At 55.4% G+C, this 25,636-nt stretch carries 20 protein-coding genes and 1 pseudogene; 6 read left to right on the top strand and 15 right to left on the bottom strand.

Annotated elements, in window-relative coordinates; genetic code table 11:
* The first annotated feature begins 196 nt into the window (after positions 1-196).
* Positions 197-3,640, top strand: a complete 3,444-nt coding sequence (locus HS105_00630) for a TM0106 family RecB-like putative nuclease (GenBank protein MBE7515107.1) — start codon at positions 197-199, stop codon at positions 3,638-3,640.
* Between the two features lie 134 nt (positions 3,641-3,774).
* Here the strand turns inward: HS105_00630 and HS105_00625 are convergent, their stop codons facing one another.
* From HS105_00625 to HS105_00600, 6 genes and pseudogenes are all read right to left on the bottom strand, one after another.
* Positions 3,775-4,671: a pirin family protein gene (locus tag HS105_00625; protein ID MBE7515106.1), complete on the bottom strand. Its 897-nt coding sequence runs from the start codon at positions 4,669-4,671 to the stop codon at positions 3,775-3,777.
* Positions 4,672-5,366: 695 nt separating this feature from the next.
* A pseudogene (locus HS105_00620) lies at positions 5,367-5,658 on the bottom strand (putative addiction module antidote protein).
* Between the two features lie 257 nt (positions 5,659-5,915).
* On the bottom strand, positions 5,916-6,551 hold the full coding sequence (locus HS105_00615) for a class I SAM-dependent methyltransferase (GenBank protein ID MBE7515105.1): 636 nt from the start codon (positions 6,549-6,551) through the stop codon (positions 5,916-5,918).
* Complete coding sequence (locus HS105_00610) at positions 6,548-7,177, bottom strand: response regulator transcription factor (protein MBE7515104.1); 630 nt, start codon at positions 7,175-7,177, stop codon at positions 6,548-6,550. The genes HS105_00615 and HS105_00610 overlap by 4 nt, the downstream gene beginning before the upstream one ends.
* A gap of 6 nt (positions 7,178-7,183) precedes the next feature.
* Positions 7,184-8,026: a hypothetical protein gene (locus HS105_00605; GenBank protein ID MBE7515103.1), complete on the bottom strand. Its 843-nt coding sequence runs from the start codon at positions 8,024-8,026 to the stop codon at positions 7,184-7,186.
* A gap of 57 nt (positions 8,027-8,083) precedes the next feature.
* A complete protein-coding gene (locus HS105_00600; GenBank protein MBE7515102.1) occupies positions 8,084-8,632 on the bottom strand; it encodes a RecX family transcriptional regulator in 549 nt (182 codons plus the stop codon).
* Positions 8,633-8,715: 83 nt separating this feature from the next.
* Here HS105_00600 and truB point away from each other — a divergent pair, with 83 nt between their 5' ends.
* The 3 genes from truB to HS105_00585 are packed head-to-tail and all read left to right on the top strand — an operon-like array spanning position 8,716 to position 11,390.
* Positions 8,716-9,609, top strand: coding sequence for a tRNA pseudouridine(55) synthase TruB (truB, locus tag HS105_00595; GenBank protein ID MBE7515101.1), 894 nt, complete (start codon positions 8,716-8,718; stop codon positions 9,607-9,609).
* Between the two features lie 27 nt (positions 9,610-9,636).
* A complete protein-coding gene (locus HS105_00590) occupies positions 9,637-10,638 on the top strand; it encodes an alpha/beta hydrolase (protein ID MBE7515100.1) in 1,002 nt (333 codons plus the stop codon).
* Positions 10,635-11,390, top strand: a complete 756-nt coding sequence (locus HS105_00585; protein ID MBE7515099.1) for an aminotransferase class IV — start codon at positions 10,635-10,637, stop codon at positions 11,388-11,390. The genes HS105_00590 and HS105_00585 overlap by 4 nt, the downstream gene beginning before the upstream one ends.
* Before the next feature lie 58 nt (positions 11,391-11,448).
* On the opposite strand, the gene HS105_00580 is transcribed toward HS105_00585, so the two are convergent.
* The 3 genes from HS105_00580 to HS105_00570 form a co-directional block, all read right to left on the bottom strand.
* Complete coding sequence (locus tag HS105_00580) at positions 11,449-11,649, bottom strand: hypothetical protein (GenBank protein MBE7515098.1); 201 nt, start codon at positions 11,647-11,649, stop codon at positions 11,449-11,451.
* 144 nt (positions 11,650-11,793) lie between these two features.
* Positions 11,794-13,359, bottom strand: a complete 1,566-nt coding sequence (locus tag HS105_00575; protein ID MBE7515097.1) for a serine hydrolase — start codon at positions 13,357-13,359, stop codon at positions 11,794-11,796.
* Between the two features lie 52 nt (positions 13,360-13,411).
* Positions 13,412-14,446, bottom strand: coding sequence for a flippase-like domain-containing protein (locus HS105_00570; GenBank protein MBE7515096.1), 1,035 nt, complete (start codon positions 14,444-14,446; stop codon positions 13,412-13,414).
* Between the two features lie 95 nt (positions 14,447-14,541).
* Between HS105_00570 and HS105_00565 the strand changes: the two genes are divergently transcribed.
* Complete coding sequence (locus HS105_00565; GenBank protein MBE7515095.1) at positions 14,542-15,717, top strand: acyl-CoA dehydrogenase; 1,176 nt, start codon at positions 14,542-14,544, stop codon at positions 15,715-15,717.
* A 235-nt stretch (positions 15,718-15,952) separates the two neighbouring features.
* Positions 15,953-16,477, top strand: coding sequence for a GNAT family N-acetyltransferase (locus HS105_00560; protein MBE7515094.1), 525 nt, complete (start codon positions 15,953-15,955; stop codon positions 16,475-16,477).
* A gap of 248 nt (positions 16,478-16,725) precedes the next feature.
* On the opposite strand, the gene HS105_00555 is transcribed toward HS105_00560, so the two are convergent.
* The 6 genes from HS105_00555 to HS105_00530 form a co-directional block, all read right to left on the bottom strand.
* Positions 16,726-18,636 carry a hypothetical protein gene (locus HS105_00555; protein ID MBE7515093.1) on the bottom strand — a complete coding sequence of 637 codons (1,911 nt, stop codon included), beginning with the start codon at positions 18,634-18,636 and terminating at the stop codon, positions 16,726-16,728.
* 2 nt (positions 18,637-18,638) lie between these two features.
* The gene (locus HS105_00550; GenBank protein MBE7515092.1) at positions 18,639-19,337 is read right to left on the bottom strand and encodes a DUF305 domain-containing protein; all 699 of its coding nucleotides are present in this window, start codon (positions 19,335-19,337) and stop codon (positions 18,639-18,641) included.
* A gap of 182 nt (positions 19,338-19,519) precedes the next feature.
* Entirely contained in the window at positions 19,520-21,661 is a 2,142-nt protein-coding gene (locus HS105_00545; protein ID MBE7515091.1) for a dehydrogenase, read from the bottom strand.
* 115 nt (positions 21,662-21,776) lie between these two features.
* On the bottom strand, positions 21,777-22,847 hold the full coding sequence (locus tag HS105_00540; GenBank protein ID MBE7515090.1) for an SDR family oxidoreductase: 1,071 nt from the start codon (positions 22,845-22,847) through the stop codon (positions 21,777-21,779).
* Between the two features lie 110 nt (positions 22,848-22,957).
* A complete protein-coding gene (locus tag HS105_00535) occupies positions 22,958-23,938 on the bottom strand; it encodes an NAD(P)H-quinone oxidoreductase (GenBank protein ID MBE7515089.1) in 981 nt (326 codons plus the stop codon).
* Positions 23,938-25,632 carry a TolC family protein gene (locus tag HS105_00530; GenBank protein ID MBE7515088.1) on the bottom strand — a complete coding sequence of 565 codons (1,695 nt, stop codon included), beginning with the start codon at positions 25,630-25,632 and terminating at the stop codon, positions 23,938-23,940. The genes HS105_00535 and HS105_00530 overlap by 1 nt, the downstream gene beginning before the upstream one ends.
* Between the last annotated feature and the right edge of the window lie 4 nt (positions 25,633-25,636).

The raw sequence follows: 25,636 nt of genomic DNA, 5'->3' as shown, positions 1-25,636 counted from the left end.
CGCGGGAGGCTAAAATCGCGCAGCGTGTGCCTACTTTCGGTTTCACCGCTCAACGGCTAAACTACGAATACGCTTTCTTTTTGAATAATGTCGGCTGAGGAGCGGATGGCCAAAGTTCGGCCGAATGCGAAGAATGTTTTTGTGATCTTCGATAAGAAGCCATTGAATTGATCACGATCTCGATAGCGACAAGCATATGAAAAAGTTTTCCGAGCGTTTGATCTATTCACCGACGGATATCGTGCGGTTCCTTGAGTCGCCGTTTGCGTCGTGGATGGATCGGCACCACATCGAGAATCCGGGCGTCTTGGCACCAAAAGCGATATCGGAAGATGCCCGGCTGATCATCGAGACCGGTCAGGCCCACGAGAGGAAGATACTCGAACAGCTTCGCGGTTCGGAAGGTCTGCTTTACGAAGTTGAATATGGCGATCAGCTCGGCGTGACGCTCGAGGCTATCCGCCGACGCGACCCCATCATCTATCAGGCAAAGCTCGCAAACGAGTTCTTTGAAGGCTATGCCGACTTCATGATCCTCGACGAAGCTACCGGCCGTTACCAGATCTGGGATGCGAAGCTCGCCCATTCACCCAAGCCGTATTACGCGGTCCAGCTCTGCGCCTATTCGGAACTCTATGCCGAAATGACCGGCGAGCCGCTCCCCGAAAAGTTCGGCCTTATCCTCGGGGCCGATGCCCACGGCATTTCGGAGCGTATCGAGATGCGCAGCGAAGATTTTATCCATTATTACCGCAACCTTAAGGAGCGTTTCCTTGAGATGCAGGGTGCATACGACGCCGACCTCGATCAATGCCCGATCCCAGATCCCGGGGCAGATCACTATGAGTGGCAGGAATATGCCGACGCATACCTTGATGAAAGAGACCATTTGATACGCGTTGCCGGTATCACGGCAGGACAGATCAAAAAGCTTGCCGAGGTGGGCATCTGTACACTAACCGCACTTGCCGAGACCGCGATCTCCAACGTGAGCAAGCTGCCGTCCGCATCTCTTGAAAAGCTGAAACACCAAGCGCGGCTGCAGAATGAAACGCGCAAACTGCGGACGATCGATAAGAACGCTGCCGCGCTCTTCGACATTCTCCCGACGGTTGACGAGAATGGCCGTCCCGTAGGGCTTGCCGCACTTCCGGAAGAGGATCCGTATGATGTTTTCTTTGATATGGAAGGCTATCCGCTTATACCCGGCGGCCTTGAATATCTGTTCGGCAATACGATCATCGATCCCGTGACCGGCGAATACCAATTCATAGACTTTTGGGCACACGACAGAGAGGGCGAAAAAGAGGCGTTCGAGCAATTCATCGACTGGGTCTTTGACCGCTGGCAAAAGCACCCTTTGATGCACATATATCATTACGCCGCCTATGAGGTCGCTGCGGTACGGCGGCTGAGCACTTTCCATGACACGCGGCAAGAAGAGGTCGATCAGCTGCTGAAGCGCGAGGTCTTTTGCGATCTTTATAAGATCGTAAGGCAGGGCGTCCGGATCGGCGAGCAGGGATATTCGATCAAAAAGGTCGAGGGAATCTATTGGCCGCAAGGCCGCACCGGCGTCGTTACGCTGTCGATCGGTTCGGTGGTACATTACGCACGCTGGATCGGAAGCGGCGAACCTCGCGATTGGCAGAATAGCCCTATTCTCAAGGAGATACGCGATTACAACAAGGACGACTGCGACTCTACCGCGATGCTCGCCAAGTGGCTGAGAGGGCTCGCGGCCGAGAAAGGCATTCCGCCGGTGCGGGCGGCCGCCGCTGATCTGTCACCCAACGAACTTGAGATCAAGCCGCTCGACCCGGTCATACAAGCACGGCTTGAGATCGGAGAGAGGCTTCGGGAAAAGGCGGATGATATATCGCTTACGCTTGCCGATCTTATCGACTTTCACCGCCGCGAGCAAAAACCCGTCTGGTGGAAGTTCTTCGAAAGATGCGGCTCGGATGCCGATGTCCTGCGCGATGACAGCGAATGTATCGCCGATGTGGAGGCTGAAGGCGAGCCGTATCCCGAAAAAAAGTCGCTGGCACAGCGGTACCGTTTTGATCCTACCCAGGAGTGTAAGCTCCATGCTGCCAAAGAAACTACTATCTTTTTCTCGCATGCAAATAAAGTAGAGTTCACTCTCATCTCGCTCGACCTCGATTCAGGCACACTGGAATTGAAGATCACTGCAGATAAGCTTGCGGCACTCGGAGGCGAATTCCCTCAGCGAGGTTCGCTAGTGCCCTTGGAGTATGTTAGACAAAAGCCGATCCAGGAGGCGCTGACCGCCGTTGCGGCTTCTCATCTCAACGGAAATTTGAACGCGGCGGCAAACTCGCTGCTTACGCGCAAAGTCCCGCCCGGCCTGCCTCAAAAGCAGGGCGAGACGACGGTCGATCTTGCCATAAGGGTCGCCAGGCAGATGGACGGCGACTGCCTTGTCATTCAAGGCCCGCCCGGAACGGGAAAAACCTATACGGCCTCGCATATGATCGCGGCCCTGCTCGCAGACGGCAAGCGTATCGGCATTACGTCCAACAGCCATAAAGCGATCATCAACCTGCTTGACGCATGCGGCCGCACACTGAAAGAACAAGGACGCTCGTTGGCCGGCTTCAAGGTCGGCGGTAATAAGGATGACGCGGTCTTTCGCGACAATCCCGATCTCCTTTGTGAAGACAAACCCGCCGAAGCTGTCAAAAATTATCATGAAGGCGTCCTTGCCGGCACCGCATGGCTTTTTTCACGGGATGACTTTCCCGAACCGGTTGACCATCTGTTCATCGACGAGGCAGGGCAGGTGCCGCTTGCGAACGTGATCGCAATGAGCGGCAACGCAAAGAACCTCGTCCTGCTCGGCGATCAGATGCAGTTGGAGCAGCCGATCCAAGGCTCGCACCCCGGCGACGCGAGGCTTTCGGCTCTGCAATATGCTTTAAAGGACATCGAGAACAGCCGCGAGGACGATGTGGTGCTCCACGCGGTGGTTCGTGACGACTACGGCATCTTTCTCGGCGAATCGAGGCGTATGCATCCTGCGGTCTGCCAATTCATATCCGAAAGCGTTTACGAGGGCCGCCTTCACGCCTTTGAGGATTGTGCGAGACAGGCAATAGCATCAGCGGACACGGCGGATGGCGGATGGCGGCAAAACGGCATCGTGTTCCTTGGTGTCGAACACGACGGCGACATCCAATCGAGCGATGAAGAGGCCGAGAAGATCACTGAGATCTACGAACACCTCCGCGGCCGCCTCTATACCGACAAGGCCGGTACGACCGTGCCTATTGAACTGTCTGACTTTCTCTTTATCGCACCTTATAACGCACAAGTGCGCAAACTTGAGCAGATGCTGCCGCATGGTGCACGCATCGGCAGCGTTGATCTGTTCCAAGGGCAGGAAGCGCCGGTCTGCATACTGTCGCTGTGTTCGAGTTTCGGCGAATACGGCTCACGCGGCATCAATTTCATCCTCAATAAGAACCGTGTGAATGTCGCGGTCTCACGGGCAAAATGCCTTGCCGTTGTGGTCGCCGATCCGCGGATCGCGACAACGCCGCCGAATTCGATCGAGACGATGCAGCTCCTTAACCTATTCTGCAAGCTTTTGCCGTTTCAGCACATGCCCGCGTGATGGCCCTCACACCGGCACTAAACCTTCATTGAAGGAAAACTAGCCCCGAATGCACTAATACGAATGCACAAATAATGTGCGGCCCGCATTTATTCGTGCATTCGTGGCGTCATTCACCGTTCGGCTGGTTTCGATCAATCGTCAAGATGGCCGAATTTGCCCGATCGATAGTCGTCGAACGCCTGTTCGAGTTCTTCGCGCGTGTTCATCAGGAACGGCCCGTACTGTGCGATCGGCTCGTTAAGCGGTTCGCCGCTCATCATTAGCAGCACACTGTCTTCGGGTGTTTCGATCGAGACGGTCTCTCCCGAACGTTCGAACAGCGCAAGGTGATCGAGCGGCAGCGTTTCTCCGCCGTTGATCAAGGCCGAGCCTTCGACCGCCAAGATCGCCGTCGTGTAGCTCGCCGGATACGACAACTCGAATTTCTCGCCCGCCTTCGTACGGAAATTGATCAGGTGCACGGGCGTAAATGTCGTTGCCGGGCCCTTTTGGCCGTTGTACTCGCCTGCGATGATCTCGGCTTCGCCGCCGAGCGGCAGAGCGACGCGGCCCATCTCGGCATTCGTGATCGCCTGATACTTCGGCGGCGTCATCTTGTCTTTCGCGGGCAAGTTTACCCAAAGCTGCACGACGTGGAACGTCCCGCCGCGGCTTGAGAACTCCTTTTCGTAATACTCTTTGTGGAGCAGGCCGCTGCCCGCCGTCATCCATTGAACATCGCCCTCATCGATCACGCCGCCGCCGCCCCGACTGTCGTGGTGCGCGACCCTGCCCTTGTATGCGATCGTTACCGTCTCAAATCCGCGATGCGGATGCGGCCCGACACCGTACGGCCGTTCACGCGGAGCGAACGTCATCTTCGCGTTGTAATCAAGTAAAAAGAACGGACTCATCCGCTCGCCGGTCAGCGGCCCGTGCGGAAAAAATCCGCTCACATGAAACCCGTCGCCTACCCAATGCCTCGGCGGCGGCGCCACAATCCTCTCAACTAGCTTCATATCTCTTGCCGCAACTGTCTTTACTGTCATCTTATCCTCCTTGTCCTTCTTTGCGGCTTCGCGGCTTAGTGGCTGACAATTGCCGCTAAGATACGAAGACGCGAAGTCATTACAAGAAGTTTACCGCGTCAGCAACCGAATGTAATCATCAATTGCGGCGATTAGGAATTAATACTTTCGGGTGATTATTTTGAGAGGCTAATTTCTGTCATAACATCGGCCGATCGTTATCGCTGCAAGACCGCAACCGGTCAATGTTACAACTGCGAAGACAACCGAAAGGAGGCCAATAGCGGCCGCAGTCGCTGAAAGATCGGGCGGAGGCGTTTGGAAAGAGCCTCTATCGCCGAAAGCCATGATCGATGAGAAGTGGACACTAAAGATTAGTACGATCGACAACATTGTGGAGCCAAAAATACAAACTGGTATCCACGAGGCACTATATCGTGAAAATAGATCGCTGCCGCGCCACACAACGATCGCTGAAATAAAATATGACGTAAAAACGAAAGCAAGGAACTTCAAATATGCCATCATCTCGATAAGCACATTGTTATAGAAGCCCGGATGGGGAGTCATTTGGGCATAAAGGAATAGCAGAAAAACCACCGAAAAGATCACGCTACTACTCGCGACCGCACCGTAAAATATTACGCGTCGAAGCCGATAGGTCTCACGGAAACACTGCTGCCCATTCATATTGGTAGTATCGAATGCCAACCCTTTCAGCTTCGGCCGGGCGACGTGTGCCGGTTAAGCCCTAACGCCCGTATCACCTTGATCATGGTCGAGAACCCCGGGTTGCCATTAGACGAAAGCGCTTTATAAAGACTCTCGCCCAAGATCGGTCTCCCGCGCAAGTTGCGTCATTCCGCGAGCACGAGCAATATCGCCCAGCGCCGCCGCAACCAGTGCAGGCTCGCCGTACTCAAGCGCGGCCTCAAGATATATGGCCATATCTTCCTCAGTCTCAAGGTGTTCGGCAGGATCCCACGGTAAAATTTTAGTCTTGGCCATACTCTTTAACCCGGATTACACATTTGGCCGCTTCAGCGGTCTTTTCCTGTATAGCCACGTCCGTTTACGGCGTGGGCAGTGCGGACGCGAAAAACAAAGGGCGTTTTAACGTCCTTACCTGCTATTGGCTTAAGCCGCCGATTTTAAGGCGCGTTAAAACGGGCTAAGAGTCGTTTTGGCACCTTCACCCACGCCGTAAACAGGCGTGGCTATGCCAAAGCCAAGCCTCGTAAACGAGGCTAAGGCGTAATCCCGGTTTAAAGTTTCCGCATCACCATCAACCCATCCCTAACGGGCAGCAGAAGATTCTCGACGCGTGTGTCTGCTTGTATCTTTTGATTAAAGTCGTGCATGGCTTGGGTCTCCGTGTCCTTTTCGCGGTCGAGGACGCGGCCGCTCCATAGGACGTTATCAGCGATGATAAAGCCGCCCGATCGCACCTTTTCGAAGACGATGTCGTAATAGGCCGCGTAATTCAGCTTGTCAGCGTCGATAAAGACGAGGTCGAATACTTCATCGAGCGTCGGGATGATCTCCAGAGCTTGGCCGAGAAGGAAATCAATGCGGCCGGCGTATTCGGTACGTGCCGCATATGAGCGCGCAACTTTATTCGTCTCTTCTTGTATGTCTATTGTAATTACTTTTCCGTCATCGGTAAGGCCTTCGGCAAAACAAAGTGCGGAATATCCGAGATAGGTGCCGATCTCGAGCACTCTTCGCGGGCGTATCATATTCGAGAACATCGACAAGATCCGTCCCTGCACGAACCCCGAGAGCATCGACGAATTGCTGTAATTCGCAAAGCAATTCTCACGAAGCTCTTTCAAAACCAGGCTTTCAGGCGATGTGAACAGCTCTGCGTAGTCGGTCAAAGCGTTCTTTATGTCGTTCATATATCCAGCCTAACCATTCCGCGGCGTATCGCCATCGTCGCGGCCGAAGTGCGGTCCGAGACGCCCAACTTATCGAAAATATTGCTTGCGTGCGATTTTATCGTGTTCTCCGAGACATCGAGGGCAAAGGCGATCTCTTTGTTCGACATTCCGCCGACGATCATTCTCAGAACGTTCGATTCCGTCGGCGTAAGTTCTTCCTGGCCAATGTGTTCGCTCAATACTGCGGCTATCTCGTCCGGAATATATTTGCGGCCTGTGGCCACCTTGCGGATCGCTTTTACAAGCTCATCAGGGGCGATATCCTTGCAGACATAGCCCGCCGCACCTTTTCTCAACGCCTTTGTGATCTCGACATCACCGGCGTGATCCGCAAGGACGATTATTTTTGCCTTTGGTGTAATTACAAAGTATTTATCAAGATCGTCTATTGCACAAGACTCAGGGAACCGCAGCCCTAAAAGCGTTACATCAGGTCGAAGCTCCTTGAATTTGACGGCACCATTCTCAAGATCTCCGGCGTCGCCGACCAACTCAATATCATTTTCTTCCGCCAAAACCGCGCGAATACCGATTCGCGTGAGCGGTTGGCTTTCGATCAAAAGCAATCTTATGGGCTGTTCCACTTGTAATTACTTTGTACGCTCGGACAGCTCCGTGCCGATCTGCGCGGCGAATTCAACGATCGGCTTTATGAGATCGGTGTCGTAATTCGTCTTTACGTGCTGCATAACGGCGGCCATACGTTCGAGTCCCATGCCGGTATCGACTGACGGTGCGGGCAGCGGCGTAAGCGTAAACGTGCCGTCGTCATTCTGCGAGCGGTTGTATTGCATAAAGACGAGGTTCCATATCTCCATCGTCGTATCGCCCGGGCCGTTGACCCAGTGCGGCGAGTTCTGTTCGGGGTTGGATGGGTCTTCGCCCATATAATAGTGTATCTCGGAGCAAGGCCCGCACGGGCCGGTGTCGCCCATCTGCCAAAAATTGTCTTTACGTCCGAAGCCCAGCACGCGTTCGGGCCGTGCGCCTGCCTTGATCCACAGTTCACGTGCCTCATCGTCAGGGCCGACCTCGTCGTCGCCCTCGAACACCGAGAACCAAAGGCGTTCGGGATCGAGTTTGAATTCATTTACAAGCAGATCCCACGCATATTTGATCGCTTCCTCCTTGAAATAATCGCCGAATGAGAAGTTGCCCAACATCTCGAAGAACGTGTGGTGGCGTGCCGTCTTGCCGACCTCGTCGAGATCGTTGTGTTTGCCGCCTGCGCGAATGCACTTTTGCGAGGTGGCGGCCCGCGTATAGTCGCGTTTTTCTACACCGAGAAAGACATCTTTGAATTGATTCATCCCGGCGTTCGTGAATAAAAGCGTCGGGTCGTTGGCCGGCAAGAGCGGCGATGAATGCACGATCTTGTGGCCATTCTGCTCAAAGTAAGCAAGGAATTTTGCTCTGATCTCGTCACCTGTCATACGCTGAAAAGGTTATCACATCAGCCGCAGAAATCGCTCCACGCGATGCGATACAAATTACTGCTCGCCGCTTTCATAAGATCCTGATATATCACCGAGCGAACTGATCTTACTGCGGACGAGGTCGAGGTCGAAGCCGCGGCGGAGCAGATGATCGAACAGCTTTTTACGATCTTCGAAGGTTTCGGGACGGCCTCGCAAACGCAAACGCCTTTCTATGGCCGTATCGATCAGATCACTCTCAGGCAGCTTTTCGAATGCGTCATCGAGCGCGGCATCGACCGTGTGCGGATCGATCTTCTTTTGCGACATTGAGTAACGAAGCCTTCGCCGCCCTTGAGCTTTTTGCCTGAGCTTTGACACCGCGAGATCACGTGCGAATTGCTCATCATCGAGGTATCTGTACTCTTTGAGCTTTTCTATCACGGCATCGACTATCTCGCCGTCGGTCCAGAGCTTTTCCAAAAGGCATTCGCGCAGCTCTTCAACCGAACGGGCCTTTGCGGCAAGCAGCCGCACCGCGCGGTCCATCGTACGCTTTCGCGACCTTTCGCGATCGGCAACGCAGCGTTCGTCTTCGCTGATCTTTGTACGTCTTCGCCGCACCAGTGAACATTGTCAGCCTAAATGTGATGCGTGACAAGCATACGGCCGGTCTCTCTCGCTTCCGGCCCGGCAAGTGAAATAGAATGTACGCAGTGGACGGCATTCTGGTGATCGACAAACCGGCTGGCATCACTTCGCACGATGTGGTCGCACGGGTTCGGCGCATATTGAGGACAAAGCGTGTCGGCCACACGGGCACGCTCGATCCGTTCGCCACCGGAGTTATGGCGGTGCTCGTCGGCCGTGCTACGCGGCTCGCGCAGTTCCTCGAAAAGGACGAGAAGGAATACTTTGCGACAGCCGCATTCGGATTCGAGACCGACACGGGTGATGCGGACGGCAAACCGACGCGCGAGTGCAGGCTGCCTGTCCCTGCCGGAGCGGTCGAGGCCGTGCTGCCGCGTTTTATCGGCGAGATCGAGCAGCTTCCGCCGATGTATTCGGCAAAAAAGATCGGCGGCACGAAGCTTTATGAGCTTGCACGAAAGGGCATTGAGGTTCAGCGAGAGCCGATAAAGATCCGCATCGATGCCCTCGAGATCGTACGGCCGTTAACCGACGCAGATCCGGCTGCGATGCAGTTTCGCGTTGTGTGTTCGGCAGGCACGTATGTGCGAACTCTTGCCGAAGATATTGCACGGGCGGCCGGTACACTTGCCCATCTTGTCGAATTGCGGCGAGTACGCTCGGGTCGGTTCGGTATTGAACAGAGCATTGCACTCGAGAGGCTTGCCGAAGCGGGCGATCCTTCGGCACTATTGCTGCCGATGAAGCGTGCGGTCGAACATCTGCCTGTTTACGCCCTCGACGCCGAACGCTCAAAGCGGACGCTTAGCGGCCTCTCGACAAGGGTTTTCGGGCATACATTTGCCGATAACGAAACGGCGGCTATGATATCCGACACGGGTGAATTGATCGCCGTCGGGCGTTATGATGCTGAGAAAAATGCTCTATGCCCAAAGGTCGTTCTGGTATAAAATCAGCGTCATAAGGAACCTGCAGGTATGAAAAAACGCAATATCGCTATCGCTATCGGAGGAGCTGTCGGCGCAGCCGTCGCCGTAAAATTGCTGACGCGGCCGGCGACGGTAACATGGGAAGAAGCGTCGCCATTCGTGGCTCACGCTGAGCGGTCAAAGTTCATCCATGTTGACGGCGTAAAGATGCATTATCAGGAATTCGGCTCGCATTCGGCGCCGACGATCCTGTTGATCCACGGCTACACTGCATCGGCAAATGTTTGGAAGACGGTCGCTCCGATGCTGGCCGAGAATGGGTTTCACGTCATCGCACCCGATCTTGTCGGATTCGGCTATACGGAAAAGCCGCGTTGGTTCGACTACTCGATCCAGACGCAGGCGCGCATGCTCGCACGGTTGCTGGTACGTCTCGGCGTAGGCCGATGCGTCGTGATCGGCAGTTCGTACGGCGGCGCTGTCGCGATGGAATTGACGCTCGATAACGACGAAAAGGTCGAAAAGCTCGTGCTCGTCGATACGGTCATCAATGACGGCATCAAGCGGCACCCGATATTACGCCTGGCATCGGTTCCCGGACTTGGCGAGGCAATTACACCGTTCCTTTGCGACTCAAAGGCCCTTACGCGATTGCGTATGAACGGCTCGCTGGCAGCGGCGAACCGTTCGATGGTTACCGATGAACGTGTCGCGTCAGCCGTAAGGCCGCTTGCCGCCGCCGATGCGCATCATTCGGTGCTTGCGACGGCACGCAACTGGAACGCCGCACGCTTCGAACGCGATGCACAGCTCATCACGCAGCCGACGCTCATCATTTGGGGCGACAGCGACACGATCATTCCGGCTTCCAATGGCCATAAGCTGCATCAAGAGATGCTGAACTCACGCTTCGTCATACTCAAGGACTGCGGCCATATGCCGCAAGAGGAAAAAAGCGGCCTGTTCGCCGCACTTGTTACCGAATTCTGCAATGATAAGAAAGGCCATATCGCCGAACCGTCGGGCGGTGCTGCGGACCTTATAGCATGATGGCGGACAACAGCTTTCTCTACGGAAAAGGCGTCTTTACGACGGTTGCCGTCCGCGGCGGCGAGCCATTTCTTTGGGATAAGCATTGGCGGCGTCTTAAATTGGCCGCAGAACGAACTGGCATTGGCCTTAACGGCTTTGCAGAAGCGGACGTACTTGCCGGCGTAAAGGCCAAGATCGCCGCAAGTTCATTCGATGCGGCACGCGTACGCATAACCTTTAGCGACAGAACGCCGAGCAGCCTTTGGCCGTCAGAAGCCGATCCGGGCGACGGCCCGGAATTATCGCTCATTGCTGGGGCGATCAGGCCGGTGCCGACGCCGTTCCGCGTCACATTCTCGCCGTTTCCGGTGAATTCACGTTCGCCGATTGCCGGCATAAAGACCTGCAACTACCTTGAGCCGCTACTTGCGATCGAAGAGGCCCGCGGCCGCGGCTATAACGAAGCGATACGGATGAATGAGCGCGGACACATCGTCGGCGGTTGTATGGCAAACATTTTCTGGGGAAAAGGCGGCCGATTGTTCACGCCGGCACTTGTGACGGGATGCCTTGCCGGCACGACCAGAGAGTTCGTTACGGAAGCTCTGGAATGTAATGAGATCGCCGCCGGAGCTGATGAACTGATCGGAGCGGATATGATCTGCTTTACGTCAGCGGGACTGGGCGTAACGGCCGTCAATACCCTCGACGGCCGCGAACTGCGGGACGTGAGCCACCCGATCATGAGCCTTTTGGGTCAGCGCACCTGACCCCGCACACGCAGGCGGTGCAGAGCAACTATTTTTCGAGCGGAAATATTGCGGCCGATCAGCCTGCGGTTTCGAACAATGCAAGTATCTGCTTGCCCTCTGCCGAACGCGGATCGATAGTGCGCAGATGCTTCTGGCCCTGCATTTCCCAAATGGCGGTTACTACGCCTTCTTTTTCAACGGCTTGATACGAAACATCCTCGGTGTGTTGGGGTGTTTCTGCTGCCGTATCGGTTGCTTGTACTGCTTCTTCTGACATTTAAGGATCGGGTCTCCTGAAAACTTATCTCTGACTGAACAGAAATAGGATTCTTACATATTCGCCTCGCCTTTGTCGAACGCGCGGCCGACGTCGGCGTACGGTTTCAGGCCGCGGCGGCGGCGAAAAGCCCCTAAGATCAACTTATCGCCCTGAGCCTGTCGGCGGCACTCGATAGAGTTCTAGCTCGTAGAACCAGAAATCACTGTTCGGCTGGTCGATCTTGAGCTGATATGTATCTGCGTTCTTATCGATCGTAAATGTAACGAATCCGCGCGGGAAGTTGTAATGCACTGATGGCCGCCAATGTATCTGCCACGTGTCGTAATGCCAATGTTCGAGGTCCGCAACAAAGTTCGGTGTCGGGCCGAAACGCATCACAAGCCCGCCATTCTCAACACCTACCGTAACATCGCCATACATCTGGCTTCTGTACGTTCCCGCATATTTTGTCATATCGAGCGAAGGTTTTGTGCCTTGAACGCGTGCGGCATCAACCCTTTTGATCTCGGCCTCATCCGCAACTTTGTTCGCGGCGGTCTGCTTGACGGCCTCGGCATTCCAATCGCGCGGCTTAGCACCTACGAGCACATCGCGTATCTTTGCCATCATTATCTGGAATGCGGGCGATTCGTTATTGGTAAGCACGACAAAGCCGATGTTGTCTTCGGGGATCAGCACCGTGTAGGACAGCATGCCGTCGAGGCCGCCGCTGTGGTTCACGATCTTTCGGCCGTAATAATCGTACGTTCCCCAGCCCATCGCGTAAGCGCTGTAATGCCGCGTCGGGTTAGCCCGTGATGCCGGTTCCGATATGTACTGCAGAGTATTCGGCGACCACATCTGCCAGCTTTGGGCTTGGCTGAAAACGGTTTTGCCCTCAAAGGTGCCGCGGCCGAGCTGAAGGCGGATCCACTTCGAGAGGTCGTGTACCGATGAATTGAGCCGTACGGCGCCGATCGCGTGGTCAAGCATACCGAGCGGCAACGCACGCAGCTTGCCGCCCGACTCGTTATGCGGCGATGCGAAATTATCCTTGATATCGCGGATGCTCGTCGTTGTACGGTTCATCCCGAGCGGCGTCAGTATCCGATCATGCACGAATTCAGCCCAAGGCTTGCCCGACACTTTCTCGACGATGCGGCCTGCGGCGATATACATCAGGTTCTGGTAGCCGTACCCGCTGCGGAAGCCGTAAACGGGCTTCAGATACCGGACGCGCCGCAGCATCTCATCGGTCGTGTATGTTGTGTCGTACCAAAGAAGGTCGCCGCTGAACGTCGCAAGCCCGACGCGATGCGAGACAATGTCGCGGATCGTCAACTCGCTCGTTACCCAAGGGTCATACATCTCAAAGTCCGTCAGGTACTTTGAGACCTTGTCGTCCCATTTGATCTTCCCTTCGTCAACGAGTATCGCCAGGCACGCGGTCGTGAAGGCCTTTGAATTCGAGGCGATGGCAAAGAGCGTGTCGGGATCGACCTTTTCGTCGGGTTTATTGATGTCACGCAGGCCGTAGCCCTTTTCAAAGACGACCTTGTCATCCTTTACGATCGCGATCGCCATGCCGACGGCGTTGGGCTTCCACGTATCCATTACGGTGTTGGCATAGTCATCGATCTCTTTGAGTTTCGCGTCAAGCGTCTGCTGGCCGAAAGCCACTGTGCAGAGAAATAGCGTTGCGAGTAACGACAAACTGAACTTTTTCATAATGCCTAAATATAACAGAAAACGCCGCGCCTTTCGCCTGATGAGTAAGCGATCAGGTATTAGTTTTTGGCCTACTGCTAAAGCGAAGGCCGCGTTTTACGATCAGGAGAAAGCCTATAGCCGTCCAGAACAGCATCCTGCCCTTTCGTATGAGGGCAAGCGTTACACCGACGCCTGCGGCAAGAGCGACGGTTTCGCCGACGAACTTCGCACCCGCCTCATCCACGCCGATCGTGAGCGGTATCAGCTTGAAGAGTATCGCCATCAGCCGGCTTACCGATTCGAGCAGGAACGAGGTCATAACACTGTTCCGCAGCGGGTCGAGCCGCTCAAGGATATAGTAGGTCTCGGCAATGCCCGCAGCATGATAAAGCACTTCGAAGAGGCAGATGGGCAGGAACCGCTTCGGATATCGGCGATAAAAACCGAAGATCATATTCTCGAAAAGCCGAACTTCGAGCCGCCCGTTCTCGAGTATCGAGCGGAAATGCCCGCGTCTGTAAAGGCGTTCGCACGCCTCGCTGGCGAAATGCCATTGCTTTACGACAAGCAGTATCAGGAAAAGCAGCACGGCGGCGATGCCGACGATCAGGACATTGATCGTCCACACCCAGCCTTCATCCACCGCCGAGACGCGCAGGAACGTTACGGCTCCGGCAACGAGAAATATGCTTGTAACAAGGCTGTAGAAAAGATTCTCGGTCGCCACCGACGATAGGCCGACCGCGAGCGGCACACGGTCGCGGACCGCAACTGCCTTTGCCGTGCCGCTCATCAATATGCCGAGCGGAATGACGCTGCTCGTCGCTTCACCGATAACGACCGCCGGCACGGTTTGCCGCATTTTCAGGTAATACGGCCCGTAAACGGACAGCGACCAGGCATATGCCCGGATGACGATCCTCACGAAAAAGAGAGCTAGGATCACGGCAAAGCCGACCGCACCAAAACGCTCGATCCCGCCCCAAAGCTCATCCAAGCCGACTGTCCACAACATATCCGCGAACAAAACGACGCCGATGACGGTCAAAATTGCTGCGGCGATCTTGATCTTACTTATATGTTCGGTGGAAATGCCTATATGCACGCTGGTCGATCTCTGCGTTGCCTAAAACTAACGGCTAGGACTAAAATATCATTTTACAGAAATTACTGAATAACCATTAAGGAACAACCATAAATATGAGCACAGCAGGAGCAGCACTTGCAGCAACAGGATTGACCGTACTATCGGAAGAAGAGGAATTGTTTCGCCAGGCAGTTCGCGAATTTGCCGAGGGCGAGGTTCGGCCGCGCGTCGAGCATATGGAAAAAGACGCCAAGCTCGACCCTGAACTTATAAAGCAATGCTTCGAACTCGGCCTCATGGCGATCGAATCGCCCGAGGAATACGGCGGTGCCGGGTCGACCATCTTCAACGCGATACTTGCGATCGAGGAACTGGCTCGAGTTGACGCCAGCATCTCGGTATTCGTTGACGTTCACAACACGCTTGTAACGAATGCCTTCTTAAAATGGGGCAGCGATGAACTGAAGAAAAAGTATATGCCGCAGCTTGCTTCGGGCCGTGTCGGCGCCTATGCATTGTCTGAGGCAGGCTCGGGTTCAGACGCTTTTGCCCTTACGACACGTGCTGCGGATAATGGCGACCATTACGAGATAACGGGCCAAAAGCTCTGGATCACGAACGGCAATGAGGCTGAAATATTCATCATCTTTGCAACGCTCGACCCCGAAGCTGGCTACAAGGGCATCACGGCATTCATCGTCGAGAAAGGCTTTGGGGGCTTTACCGTCGGCAAGAAAGAGGACAAGCTCGGCATACGCGCATCCTCGACGACCGAGCTTATACTCGATAACTGCAAAGTGCCGAAGGAGAACGTTCTCGGCGAGATCGGCAAAGGCTACAAGGTCTCGATCGAAACTCTTAACGAAGGCCGCATCGGCATCGCCGCCCAAATGCTCGGCATCGCCCAAGGCGCGTACGAGGCCGCGCTCAACTACACCGCCGAACGCGAACAGTTCGGCTCGACACTCAATTCATTCCAGGCCGTTCAGTTCCAGCTTGCCGAAATGGCCGTTGAGATCGAGGCGACACGTCTGCTCGTCTATAATGCCGCGAGATTAAAGGATGCCGGAAAATCGTTTTTGAAGGAAGCCGCGATCGCAAAGCTCTACTCGTCACGCTGCGCCGAGGCCGTCGCCTCAAAGGCCATCGAACTCTACGGCGGCTACGGCTACGTCAAAGACTATCCGGTCGAAAAATTTTGGCGCGACTCCAAGATCGGCTCCATCTACGAAGGCACGTCGAATATGCAGCTCCAAACTATCGCAAAACTCATAACCAGCGGAAAATAGGCGATCATATCATAAAATAACTGTCGCAAAACTCTATGTGCCCTAATGTTCCTATGTGGTTGATACTACTTCTTAGAACCACATAGACACATTAGGACACATAGGAAATCGCCAAACAGGCAACGTTGCTTTAATAAACGAAATGAGCTTGTGATCTCGGATCGGAAAAAGAACGCAAATGCGAAGTCGGCGCATCGGCTTGACGCCGTGACAAAAGAGAGCGATTCTGAGCACGATGCCCGAAGTTAAGATCAGAAAGGCCGCGGCAGAGGATGCGAAGCTTTTGACCGACCTGTCGTACACGACATTTTGGGATGCTTTTGCGCATCATCCGAAGAACGCGCCCGACGACCTTGCACACTATATGCGGCAGGCGTTCTCGATCGAGCAGATCACGGAAGAATTAGCCGACGAGCGGAACATCTTCCTCGTCGCGCACATCGGCGAAAAGCCCGCAGGTTACGCAAAACTCATCATCGAAAGTCGTGAAGAGGGCATTACCGCCGAGCGTCCGATCGAGCTCGCACGCCTCTATTCGCATCAGGAATACATAGGCAAAGGCGTCGGCCAAGACCTTATGGACGAGTGCTTTCGGCTTGCGGCCGAGGGCTTGCACGATGTGATGTGGCTCGGCGTGTGGGAGTTCAATCCGCGTGCGATCCGCTTCTATGAAAAGAACGGCTTCCGTATCGTCGGCAAACACAATTTCCGGCTCGGCTCCGACCCGCAGATCGACCTGCTGATGCAGCGCGGCATCTGAAGCACGAACAACTGCGGCTTATCTCGCCGTATCAGCCTGCGGTAACGGGTTTACGATCGATACTCCGCGGTACGAGGCTCCGTCCGCGAGATCCTCTGAAAAAATGCTCTCACAGCGGGCCTTTTCGGCGGCCGCATTTCAAGGGTTCTTCATCGATCGATAGCGTAATATTCTTCACAATAAACCCTGTGCGCGCATATCATGTGCGCACAGGGTTTGTCATCAATATATTTTGCAGCACTTTTGCGTTAGAACGTTGGGCTGCGCAGGACCTCGGCGAGGGCCTTGAGCCTAGCGGTGTCGGCAGCGTTCTTCGATGCGGCCTGCGCCTTTTCTACCACGGCTACGGACCTCTTCAAGCCTTTCCCAGATCGCTTTTTCTCCGCCGATACAAGTGCCGTACGGATCGCTGCTATATCCTTCGCGGACATCGCTTTCGAGCGTTCAAGCTGATCGAGATATGCACGTGCGATCACCGGCTTTTTCGACCACATAAGCCGCTGCTGGCTCTGTACGTTAAGTTGAGCGACCTGTACGGATCTTGCCGCGTCGATCTCGTTCTGCGAAAGGAACTTTGTTGGTGTAAGCTCAAAAACATCCAGACCGCGTGCGATCTCAGACGAATATATGTTGCCGTTGTACCAATACGCCGACCACGAGCCGCCCATGACAAGCGCCTTGGCGTCGATAGGGCCGCGGTCAAAATACGCGATCTCGAACGGCTTTGCCCCATCGGTGAAATCCATGATCGAGATGCCGCCTTGATACCAGGCCTGCACCTTGATGTCGCGTCCGGGTACGGGAATGAGCGAGCCATTGTGTGCGACGCAATTCTCTTCCTCGGTCTGGGCAGCAGGCATCTTGTAGTAGCTTTCGAACTTCAGCTTGTCATCGACGATACCGAACACCGCGTCGGCTCCCCATACGTTCGGGTCGTTCTCGCGGCAGCGTGGGCCCATGCCGCCGCCCCATTCGTCGGTGAAGACGACCTTTGAGCCGTCATTCGAGAACGCAGCCGAGTGCCAGTAGGCGTAGTTCGGATCGTTGACCGCGTCGATACGCTTCGGGTTCGCAGGGTCTTTGATATCAAGCAGCAGCCCGTTACCCGAACACGCTCCGGCAGCAAGCCCGATCTCCGGATACACGGTAATATCGTGGCACTGATCGCTGTCGGTCGGCTTGCCCTTATTCTCATGCGATCCGCCGTCGCTGAGGCCGTTATAGGCGCCTGTTCGAGGGTCGATGAAAAGGCGCGGACTCGCTACGATCTTTGCGTCCGGCGGAGCGGCCAGCGGCACCTTTATAACGTCTATACGGAAAAGTGCGGTGTTCGGGTCCTTATCCGGTGCTCCGCCGGAGCAGCCGGCGAGCTCCTCGTCCTGGCGGACGAACGACGTACCCGAAACATAAACGTAAATGTTGTTCGGGTCTTTCGGATCCGGAACCAGCGTGTGGGTGTGCGAACCTCGGCAGGTCTGTATGGCCGCGACCTGTTTCGGGGCCTTGATGTCCGTAATATCGAATATGCGCACACCGCGAAATCGGTCTTTATTTGCTGATGGCAATCCCGGAGCGGTCTGCGGCGGAAATCCTTGTTCCCCGCAGTCCAGGCGGCCGTTCGGCATCTCGACCGACATGAAAAGAAGGTTGCCGTAAACCGAAACATCGCCCTGTCCGCCCGGGCACTGCATCGAGGTGATTAGCTGCGTCTTCGCGGGGTCGCTGATGTCATAGATGTTGATGCCGTAAAAATTGCCGAGAAAAAGGTGCTTTCCTTGGAAGGCAATGTCCGAGTTCGCGAAGGCGAGCGGCGCGAATGACAGCTTCATCGCCTCGGGGATCTTTGCGTCCGGCGGAATGCCAAGGGCTGTAAGAGCTTTACCCATCATCGGGCTGTTCGGATCGGTGCCGACATCGAACGCAGCCGGTTTCTTGAGCAGCGTCAAGTGCTTGATGCCGAATGCCGCTTCGCCTGCATCAAAAAGCCCCGCCTTGAGCTTTGCACGCGGATCTTTCGCATCAGAGCCTTTCATTCCCGGCGGCAAGGTCGGCGCCGGCTGTGGCTGGCCTTGTGCAACCGCATCGGCAGAAAGCCCAAAGGACACGAATGCCGCCGCTGCCAGTATAAGAACACCATTTATCAGAACTCTTTTATTCATCATCACTTTTTCTCCCCCAGCATCTTCTCCATTATTCGGATCTCGGCCCGTTGTCCGCTGTCAACGTCAGTTGCGAAATTAAAAAGTTCGGCGTCTTGGCCGCTGCCCGGGGCCGCGAACAGTTCCTTGACCATCGTGAGCGCTCCGCCGTGGTGCTGGATCATCCCGGTCAGGAACAGGCGGTCGAATTCGGCACCTTTTGCCGCCTTCAACGCCGCCATCTGCGCAGATGTGAGCATACCGGGCATCAGCATTGAGTCGCTCATTTTGTGATGATCGTGCTCGCCGCCCGAGCTGGGCATATCCATCTTCATTCCCATCTGCATTTCGGCCGGGCGTCCGCGGGCGGTCAGCCATCGTTTCATAAAGTTCATTTCGTCCGCTTGCGACTGGCTGATACGCGCTCCGAGGAGGCGAAGCGCTTTGTTGGTCGTGCGGCCCTCCATCAAGGCGACCATCTCGACCGCCTGTGCGTGGTGATGGATCATACCCTGCATGAACTCGACATCCTGTTTCGACAGTGGCGGCGGTACAGGGCGTGTGTCCGCGGGCAGAACCGTCGTTGGCTGCCCCGGAGCTCCGGGGCGCACGACAACCGGCCCGCTCGTCTGTGAAAGGCCCGCACCGGCCATCACGGTCAAGAACAGAATAGAAACGGACAAGATCGCATTCGTCCTCGGTGATCGAATTGGAAACGCCATATTTTTTGCACGCATACTTTAGGATTAGTACGCACAATGAAGTGAAATGTTCAGACATTGTTCGCCGAAACTCGGCGAGCGCCATCCGCAAATGAACGCAGATAGACGCAGATATCTCTCGTCTCTCGTCTTTGCTCTCTCGCCGGTCTGCGCTCATTCGCGGCAGATACGGCGATGCTGTCTTAATATTTCATCAGTTCGACAATGGCATTTTCGACGTCCTCGGACTGCGGCAGTATGAAGTCCTCGACCTGAGGAGCGTATGCAACGAACGTATCGGTAGCACCGACCCTGCGAACCGGTGCGTCGATGTATTCGAAAAGGTCGTTCGAGATGCGGGCAGCGATCTCGGCACCGTATCCGTAAGAGATCGGGTCTTCGTGGGCAACGATCACACGCGACGTCTTTTTGACAGATGCGGCGATCGCTTCCCAATCGTAGGGGACCAGGGTGCGCAGGTCGATCAGCTCGACCGAGATGCCTTGCTGTTCGAGGCGTTTGGCGGCTTGATTTGAACGCTCGACGAGTGCGCCGAAAGTAATGATCGTTACGTCCGTGCCCTCACGTACGGTCTTTGCCTTGCCGAACGGGATGAGGAATTCATTCGAAGGATACTGCGATTTGTTATAGACCTGGCGATAGAGATGCTTGTGTTCCAGGAACATCACGGGGTCGTCGCAGCGTATCGCCGTTCGCAGCAGGCCGTTCGCATCGAGGGCGTTCGACGGATAGGCGATCATAATGCCCGGCGTGTGCGCAAAGAGTGTCGTGCCGGATTGCGAGTGATAAACGGCGCCGCCTTTTAAGTAGCCGCCGACGGGAACGCGGATCACAAGCGGGCATTTGGTCTCGCCGTCAGACCGCCAACGTGTTACTGCGACCTCATTCCTGATCTGCATCATCGCGGGGAAGATGTAGTCGAAGAATTGTATCTCGACAACCGGTTTCAGGCCGCGGATGGCCATGCCGACGGCGCGGCCTACTATGTTGGCTTCGGCCAGCGGCGAATTAAAAACACGTGCCGAGCCGTACGCTCTTTGCAGGTTCGCAGTAACCTTAAAGACGCCGCCTTTGCCTTTGACCGTGTCGAGATATTCCTCACGCGAACAGTCGGCAACATCCTCACCAAAGATGACGATGCGCTGGTCTCGCTCCATCTCTTCGTGAAGGCAGCGGTTGATGAGATCGACCATTGTACCCGGATTGCCGCTCAGTTCAGCACCATCTTCTGTATCAAAAAGCGAGCGGTCGGTCGGATCGACATCCGGCGAGAAAACATTGCGAAGCGCGCTCTCGGGCGGCGGCTGCGGAGTTTCGAGTGCGATATCGGCGGCCGCATTAACCTCTTCGTCGACGCTGCTGCGCAGGCGGCCTAGATCCTCGGCTGAAATTATGCCTTCCGTCATCAGGAATTCCGCATAGGTCTTCAGCGGATCGACAGCCGCTTCAGCCTCGCGTTCCTCTTCGGGGCGGTAGAGTTTTTCATCGTCCGAGAGCGAATGCGAATACGGGCGGATCACCTTGCCGCGTATGAATGCCGGGCCTTTACGCTCGCGGCAGTATTCCACCGCTCTCTTAAAAGCCGCATAAGAGGCAAGCGGATCGGTGCCGTCAACATTCTGTATGTAAAGGTCAGGAAATCCGGCGACAAGCTTCGAGACATCGCCGCCGGCGGTACCGACCTCGACCGGCGTCGAGATCGCATAGCCGTTGTCCTCGACAACGAAAATGACCGGCAGCTTGAGATTTGACGCGGTGTTAAGGGCTTCCCACCATTCACCCTCGCTCGTCGTACCGTCGCCTACCGACATATAAACGACCTCATCGCCCTTGTAGCCGACGATCTTATCCTGCAGACCCTTAACGAGTGCCGCTCGATAGCTCGCCTCTGCGGCACCGACCGAGTGAAGCGCCTGCGAGCCGGTGCATGAGGACTGCGACGGCACATTGAATTCCTTCTTGCCCCAGTGCGAAGGCATCTGGCGGCCGTGCGAATTCGGGTCAGCCTCGGCTCCGACCGATGAATAGAGCATTTCGAGCGGCGTCATTCCCAGCCCGAGCATCAATGCGCGGTCACGATAATAGGGAAAGAACCAATCATACGCCGGCCTCATCGCAAGGGCGGCCCCTGTCAGGAACGCTTCGTGTCCCGCACCTGAGATCTGAAAAAAGATCTTGTTCTGGCCTTTTAGCTGTATCTCTTTGTCATCGATCCGCCGCGACATATACATCGTGCGATAGATGCCGATCAATGTGTCGTTATCCAGACCGTGGCGGTCATGTGCTGCGGATGCATCGCTAGTGCCGGCGTTGCCTTTGTTCATTTTTTCAGATGCAGTTGCCATAAGAAGGATTCCTTAGAAGCGGCCAATGTCTTGTAAAACAAACTTACACCATATCAAATCGCCAATTAACGGGCAATTCTGCCTGCCCCGTTGTTCAGAGTTCAGGATGGTGCTCGACAAAGTCTGTCAGCTTGTCAACATAGTCGCCGAAACGCGGACATTTGATGCCGTGCGGTGCAAGCAGCTTGTCAGCAGACGCCGTATCGTAGGTTTGCGGTAAAAAGAAATACGGCACACCGGAACGCGGCAAACCCGTGATCACAGGCGACAAACGTGTATTCAGGAACCACTCCGTCAACTGCGGTGAAGGGTTGAATTCTGAACGGCGTCCCGTCAAATCCTCGGCGATGACATCAAAAAGCTCGGCGGTCGTCAGCGGCGAAGGATCTGCCAAGGCGAGCGTACGCCCGACAGCCGCTTTATCCGTTGAGAGGGCCGCAATCGCATCAACTACAAAGTCCACGGGCACAAGATTGAGCCGTACTTTCGGATTGCCGACGTTAAGAACGCGAAGCACCATCGGCGCTTTACGCAGATAACGGATCAGATGATAAATGCCGTCATACTTCGCCGTCTCGCCGGTCTTTGAGTCGCCGACGACGACGGCGGGCCGATAGATCGTGACGGGAAGCTCAGCTTTCAGCCGCTCGACCTCAACCTCGGCCAGGTATTTCGTTTCCTCGTAATAGTTGCGGAAACCTGCGGTATGTTCGAGCTCGGTCTCGGCGATGCGGCCCTCGCGTCTGCCTGCAACATAGCAGGTCGAAATGTAATTGTAGCGGCGCAGCTCGCTTACCTTTTGGGCAAAACTGTTAACGTTCTTTGTGCCTTCGAGGTTTACGCGAAAAGCGAGATCTTTCTCGACCGCAAGGTCATAGACAGCCGCGAGGTGAAAAACATCCGTTGTTTCAAATAGAATGGTTTCGAGGTCTTCACCGCTGATACCGAGGTCACTCTGGGTAATGTCACCCGCAACAAGTGCGAAGTTCTCAGGCGGGACAAGTGCTGTTTCGGCGATGAGCGACACTCTTTCCATTGCCTGTTCGAGAAAGCGTTCCTCGACAAGCAAAAAGAACTGCGTCTCACTGTTCGCCAGCCGTTCGACAAGGCGAGCCGTTATAAAACCCGGAAAGCCTGTTACAAAGATCGACCGTCGAAACATCATATGACAACTGCCGTTCCCGTTATAATAAACGCAAATACACTTAGGACAGAAGGGTTGGCACGAACCGCGGCCGAAACGGCGTCAAAGCCGGCGACGCAAGCCGCTGACCGCTAAAACTCCAATATCACTTTACCAAAGCTCTTGTTCGACGCTAAATATCGGTAAGCTTCGCGAACCTCGGCGGCAGGAAAAATCCGGTCAATTACCGGCGTGATCTCGCCGGAGGCTATCTTCGGGATGAATTGCGATGCAAAGGCTCGCGTTGCCGCCGCCTTTTCCGCCATTGAGCGTGCCCGGAGCGTTGTGCCGATCACCGCTGCACGTTTTGTCAGCAGCATTCCCAGATCGATCTCAGATCTTCGCCCCGATGTGAGGCCGACGAGCATCAAGCGACCTTTGTGTGCGAGCGACCTTACGTTCTCCGCAAAATACGCCCCGCCGACGAGGTCAAGTATCACGTCGGCGCCGCGGCCGTCCGTCGCCGCAAGCACCTTATCCGCAAATGCGGGTTCAGTTGCGACGATCGCCGAATCAAGCCCCAGATCGAGGCAACGATCAGTTTTTTCGGCTGTTCGCGATGTTCCGACGACCTTTATTCCTGCGGCCTTTGCCATTTGAAGCGCGGCAAGCCCGACACCCGATCCGACCGCATGGATAAGAAGCGTTTCGCCTGCTGTAAGACGTGCTTGTGTAAAGACAGCATCGTGCGCCGTAATGAATGCTTCGGGTACTGCTGCCGCTTGTGTGAAGGAAAGTCTGTCGGGTATTCGCTCGATCACGCTTGTGTTGGTCAATACGTATTCTGCCTGCGCCTCGCCCGCAACTATGCCGAATACGCGATCGCCTATACGCCACGCATCCGCAGAACTGCCGCATGCGGCTACCTCGCCCGCGAATTCCAGCCCCGGAATATACGGCGAATAACCTTCGGGAGGCGGATATTTGCCCGCGGCCTGTATAAGATCGGCACGGTTGACGCCCGCAGCCTTGACACGCACAAGAACCTGTCCGGCATTTGGCCCCGATGGTTCGGGCACGTCGCGAAATTCGATCGCCGTGCCCGTAAAGTCGCTGAAATGAACGGCTTTCATCAATGATGCAGCTTTGTCTCTATATTATTTACCTTAAGCGTCGTGCCGGTCGCGCGTTCAAATTCGGCGATCGCCTTATTAAGCTCGGTCCGCGCCCGCAGCTCACCGCTCTTGGCTGCGGTCAAAGCCGTCTGCCGATCGAGTACGCGATAGACATCTGATTGGCCCGCGTCGAGCTTGCGCTGTTCGGAATCATATTGCCGCTCCGAATTCTCGCGTGCGATGGCCGCCGCACGGAGCCGTGCCTCGGCGGTGCGTATCGCCTGCAGGGCATTGCGAACCTCGACCTGTATGCCTTGTTCGAGTTGCTCACGCTGCGTCTCAATACGTTCGGCCTCGACCTTTGCATGTCCCAGCTGTGCTGCGGCCGTCTTGTCGCCGAAGAGCGGAATGTTGAAGTTCAGGCCTACGCGAAATGTCGGATACCGATTCGCAAAAACACCCGTGAACGGATTGCCCGTGAGAAGCGCCATATTCGCCTGCTGCTGCTGACACGCGGGCGACGTCGGATCTGTCGAACACGCCGATGGGAATATCGGGCTGAAGTGCGGGTTCTGCCCGCCGCCGATGCCCGCCGATGCATAGCTCGCGACAAGGTCGATCTGCGGCTTCTTCTGATCGCGATATAAACGCTGGTCGAGCTTATTTATCTCTTTCTGGGTGTTATTAAGCACGATCTCAGGCCGATTTTGCATTGCATCGTCGATCGCATCTGCAAGCGTAACGGTCGGTACGGTTTGTTCGACCGGATCGACCGGCGTTAGAGATTGGCGCCAGATGTTATCGGCGCGGTTCGGTGCGATAAGATTCTTGAGCAGATTTTCCGTAAGGTTGACCGTGTTTAGCGCGTCGTAAACCGCCTGCTCGAAGTTTGCGACCTGCGTTTCGGCTGCGACGATGTCTATCGGCGCGAGCTGGCCTTCTTCCACAAGCCGCCGATTATGTTCGAGCTGATTCTTGGCATCGCGCACTGCGTCACGCTGCACCTGCAGGTTTCGCAGGGCATATGTAAGATCCCAATACGCCTTCTCGACCTGCGCTACCGATTCGATCGAACGCTGACGGAACTGCGTATCCGTAAGCTCATAGTTTCGTTTTGCGATCTCGATAGTGCGGCGCTGTGCATCAAATCGGCGCCCGCGAAACAGAGGCTGCGTAAGCGAAAATCCGAGCGCCACGTTCTCCTGCGGGCTTAGAATGCTTATGGGGTTGTCGGTCGTTACGCGGCTGCTCTGTAAGTTCGCCGAAAATATCGTGCCGAATCTCGGCAGCGGCGCGATCACGCCCGCATTTCCCGCAAGTGTGCCGACGGTCGTCGTCCGATTATTGCTGAAGATGCTGACGTTCGGCGTTGTTGTATGATCGTAGAATGTCTGACCGCTAAGCCTCGGCTGATAGATGCCGCGTGCGGCTTTAAGGTCCCAGCCGGCGATCGAATGTGTCTTGCGCGCGACCTCAATATCCTTGTTGTTCTCCAGTGCAAGCTCGATCGCTTCCTGTTTGGTAAGCGGGCGTTGATCCATCGCGTCAACACCGACGCGTTCGAGATTTGGCAGATCGCGGTCATCCGATCGAAAGGACTCCGCAACCGGCGGCACGACGACCGTCTCGGGCACAGGTATCGGCGTGGGAGTCTGCGAATATCCTCCGACCGCCGCAAATAAAAGAAATATAAAGCCAAGATGCCTTTTCATAAGG

Origin of the sequence: Chloracidobacterium sp. (assembly GCA_015075585.1) — a bacterium.
In the GTDB taxonomy this organism is placed as follows: domain Bacteria; phylum Acidobacteriota; class Blastocatellia; order Pyrinomonadales; family Pyrinomonadaceae; genus OLB17.
This window is presented reverse-complemented; position numbering and strand designations above follow the sequence as displayed.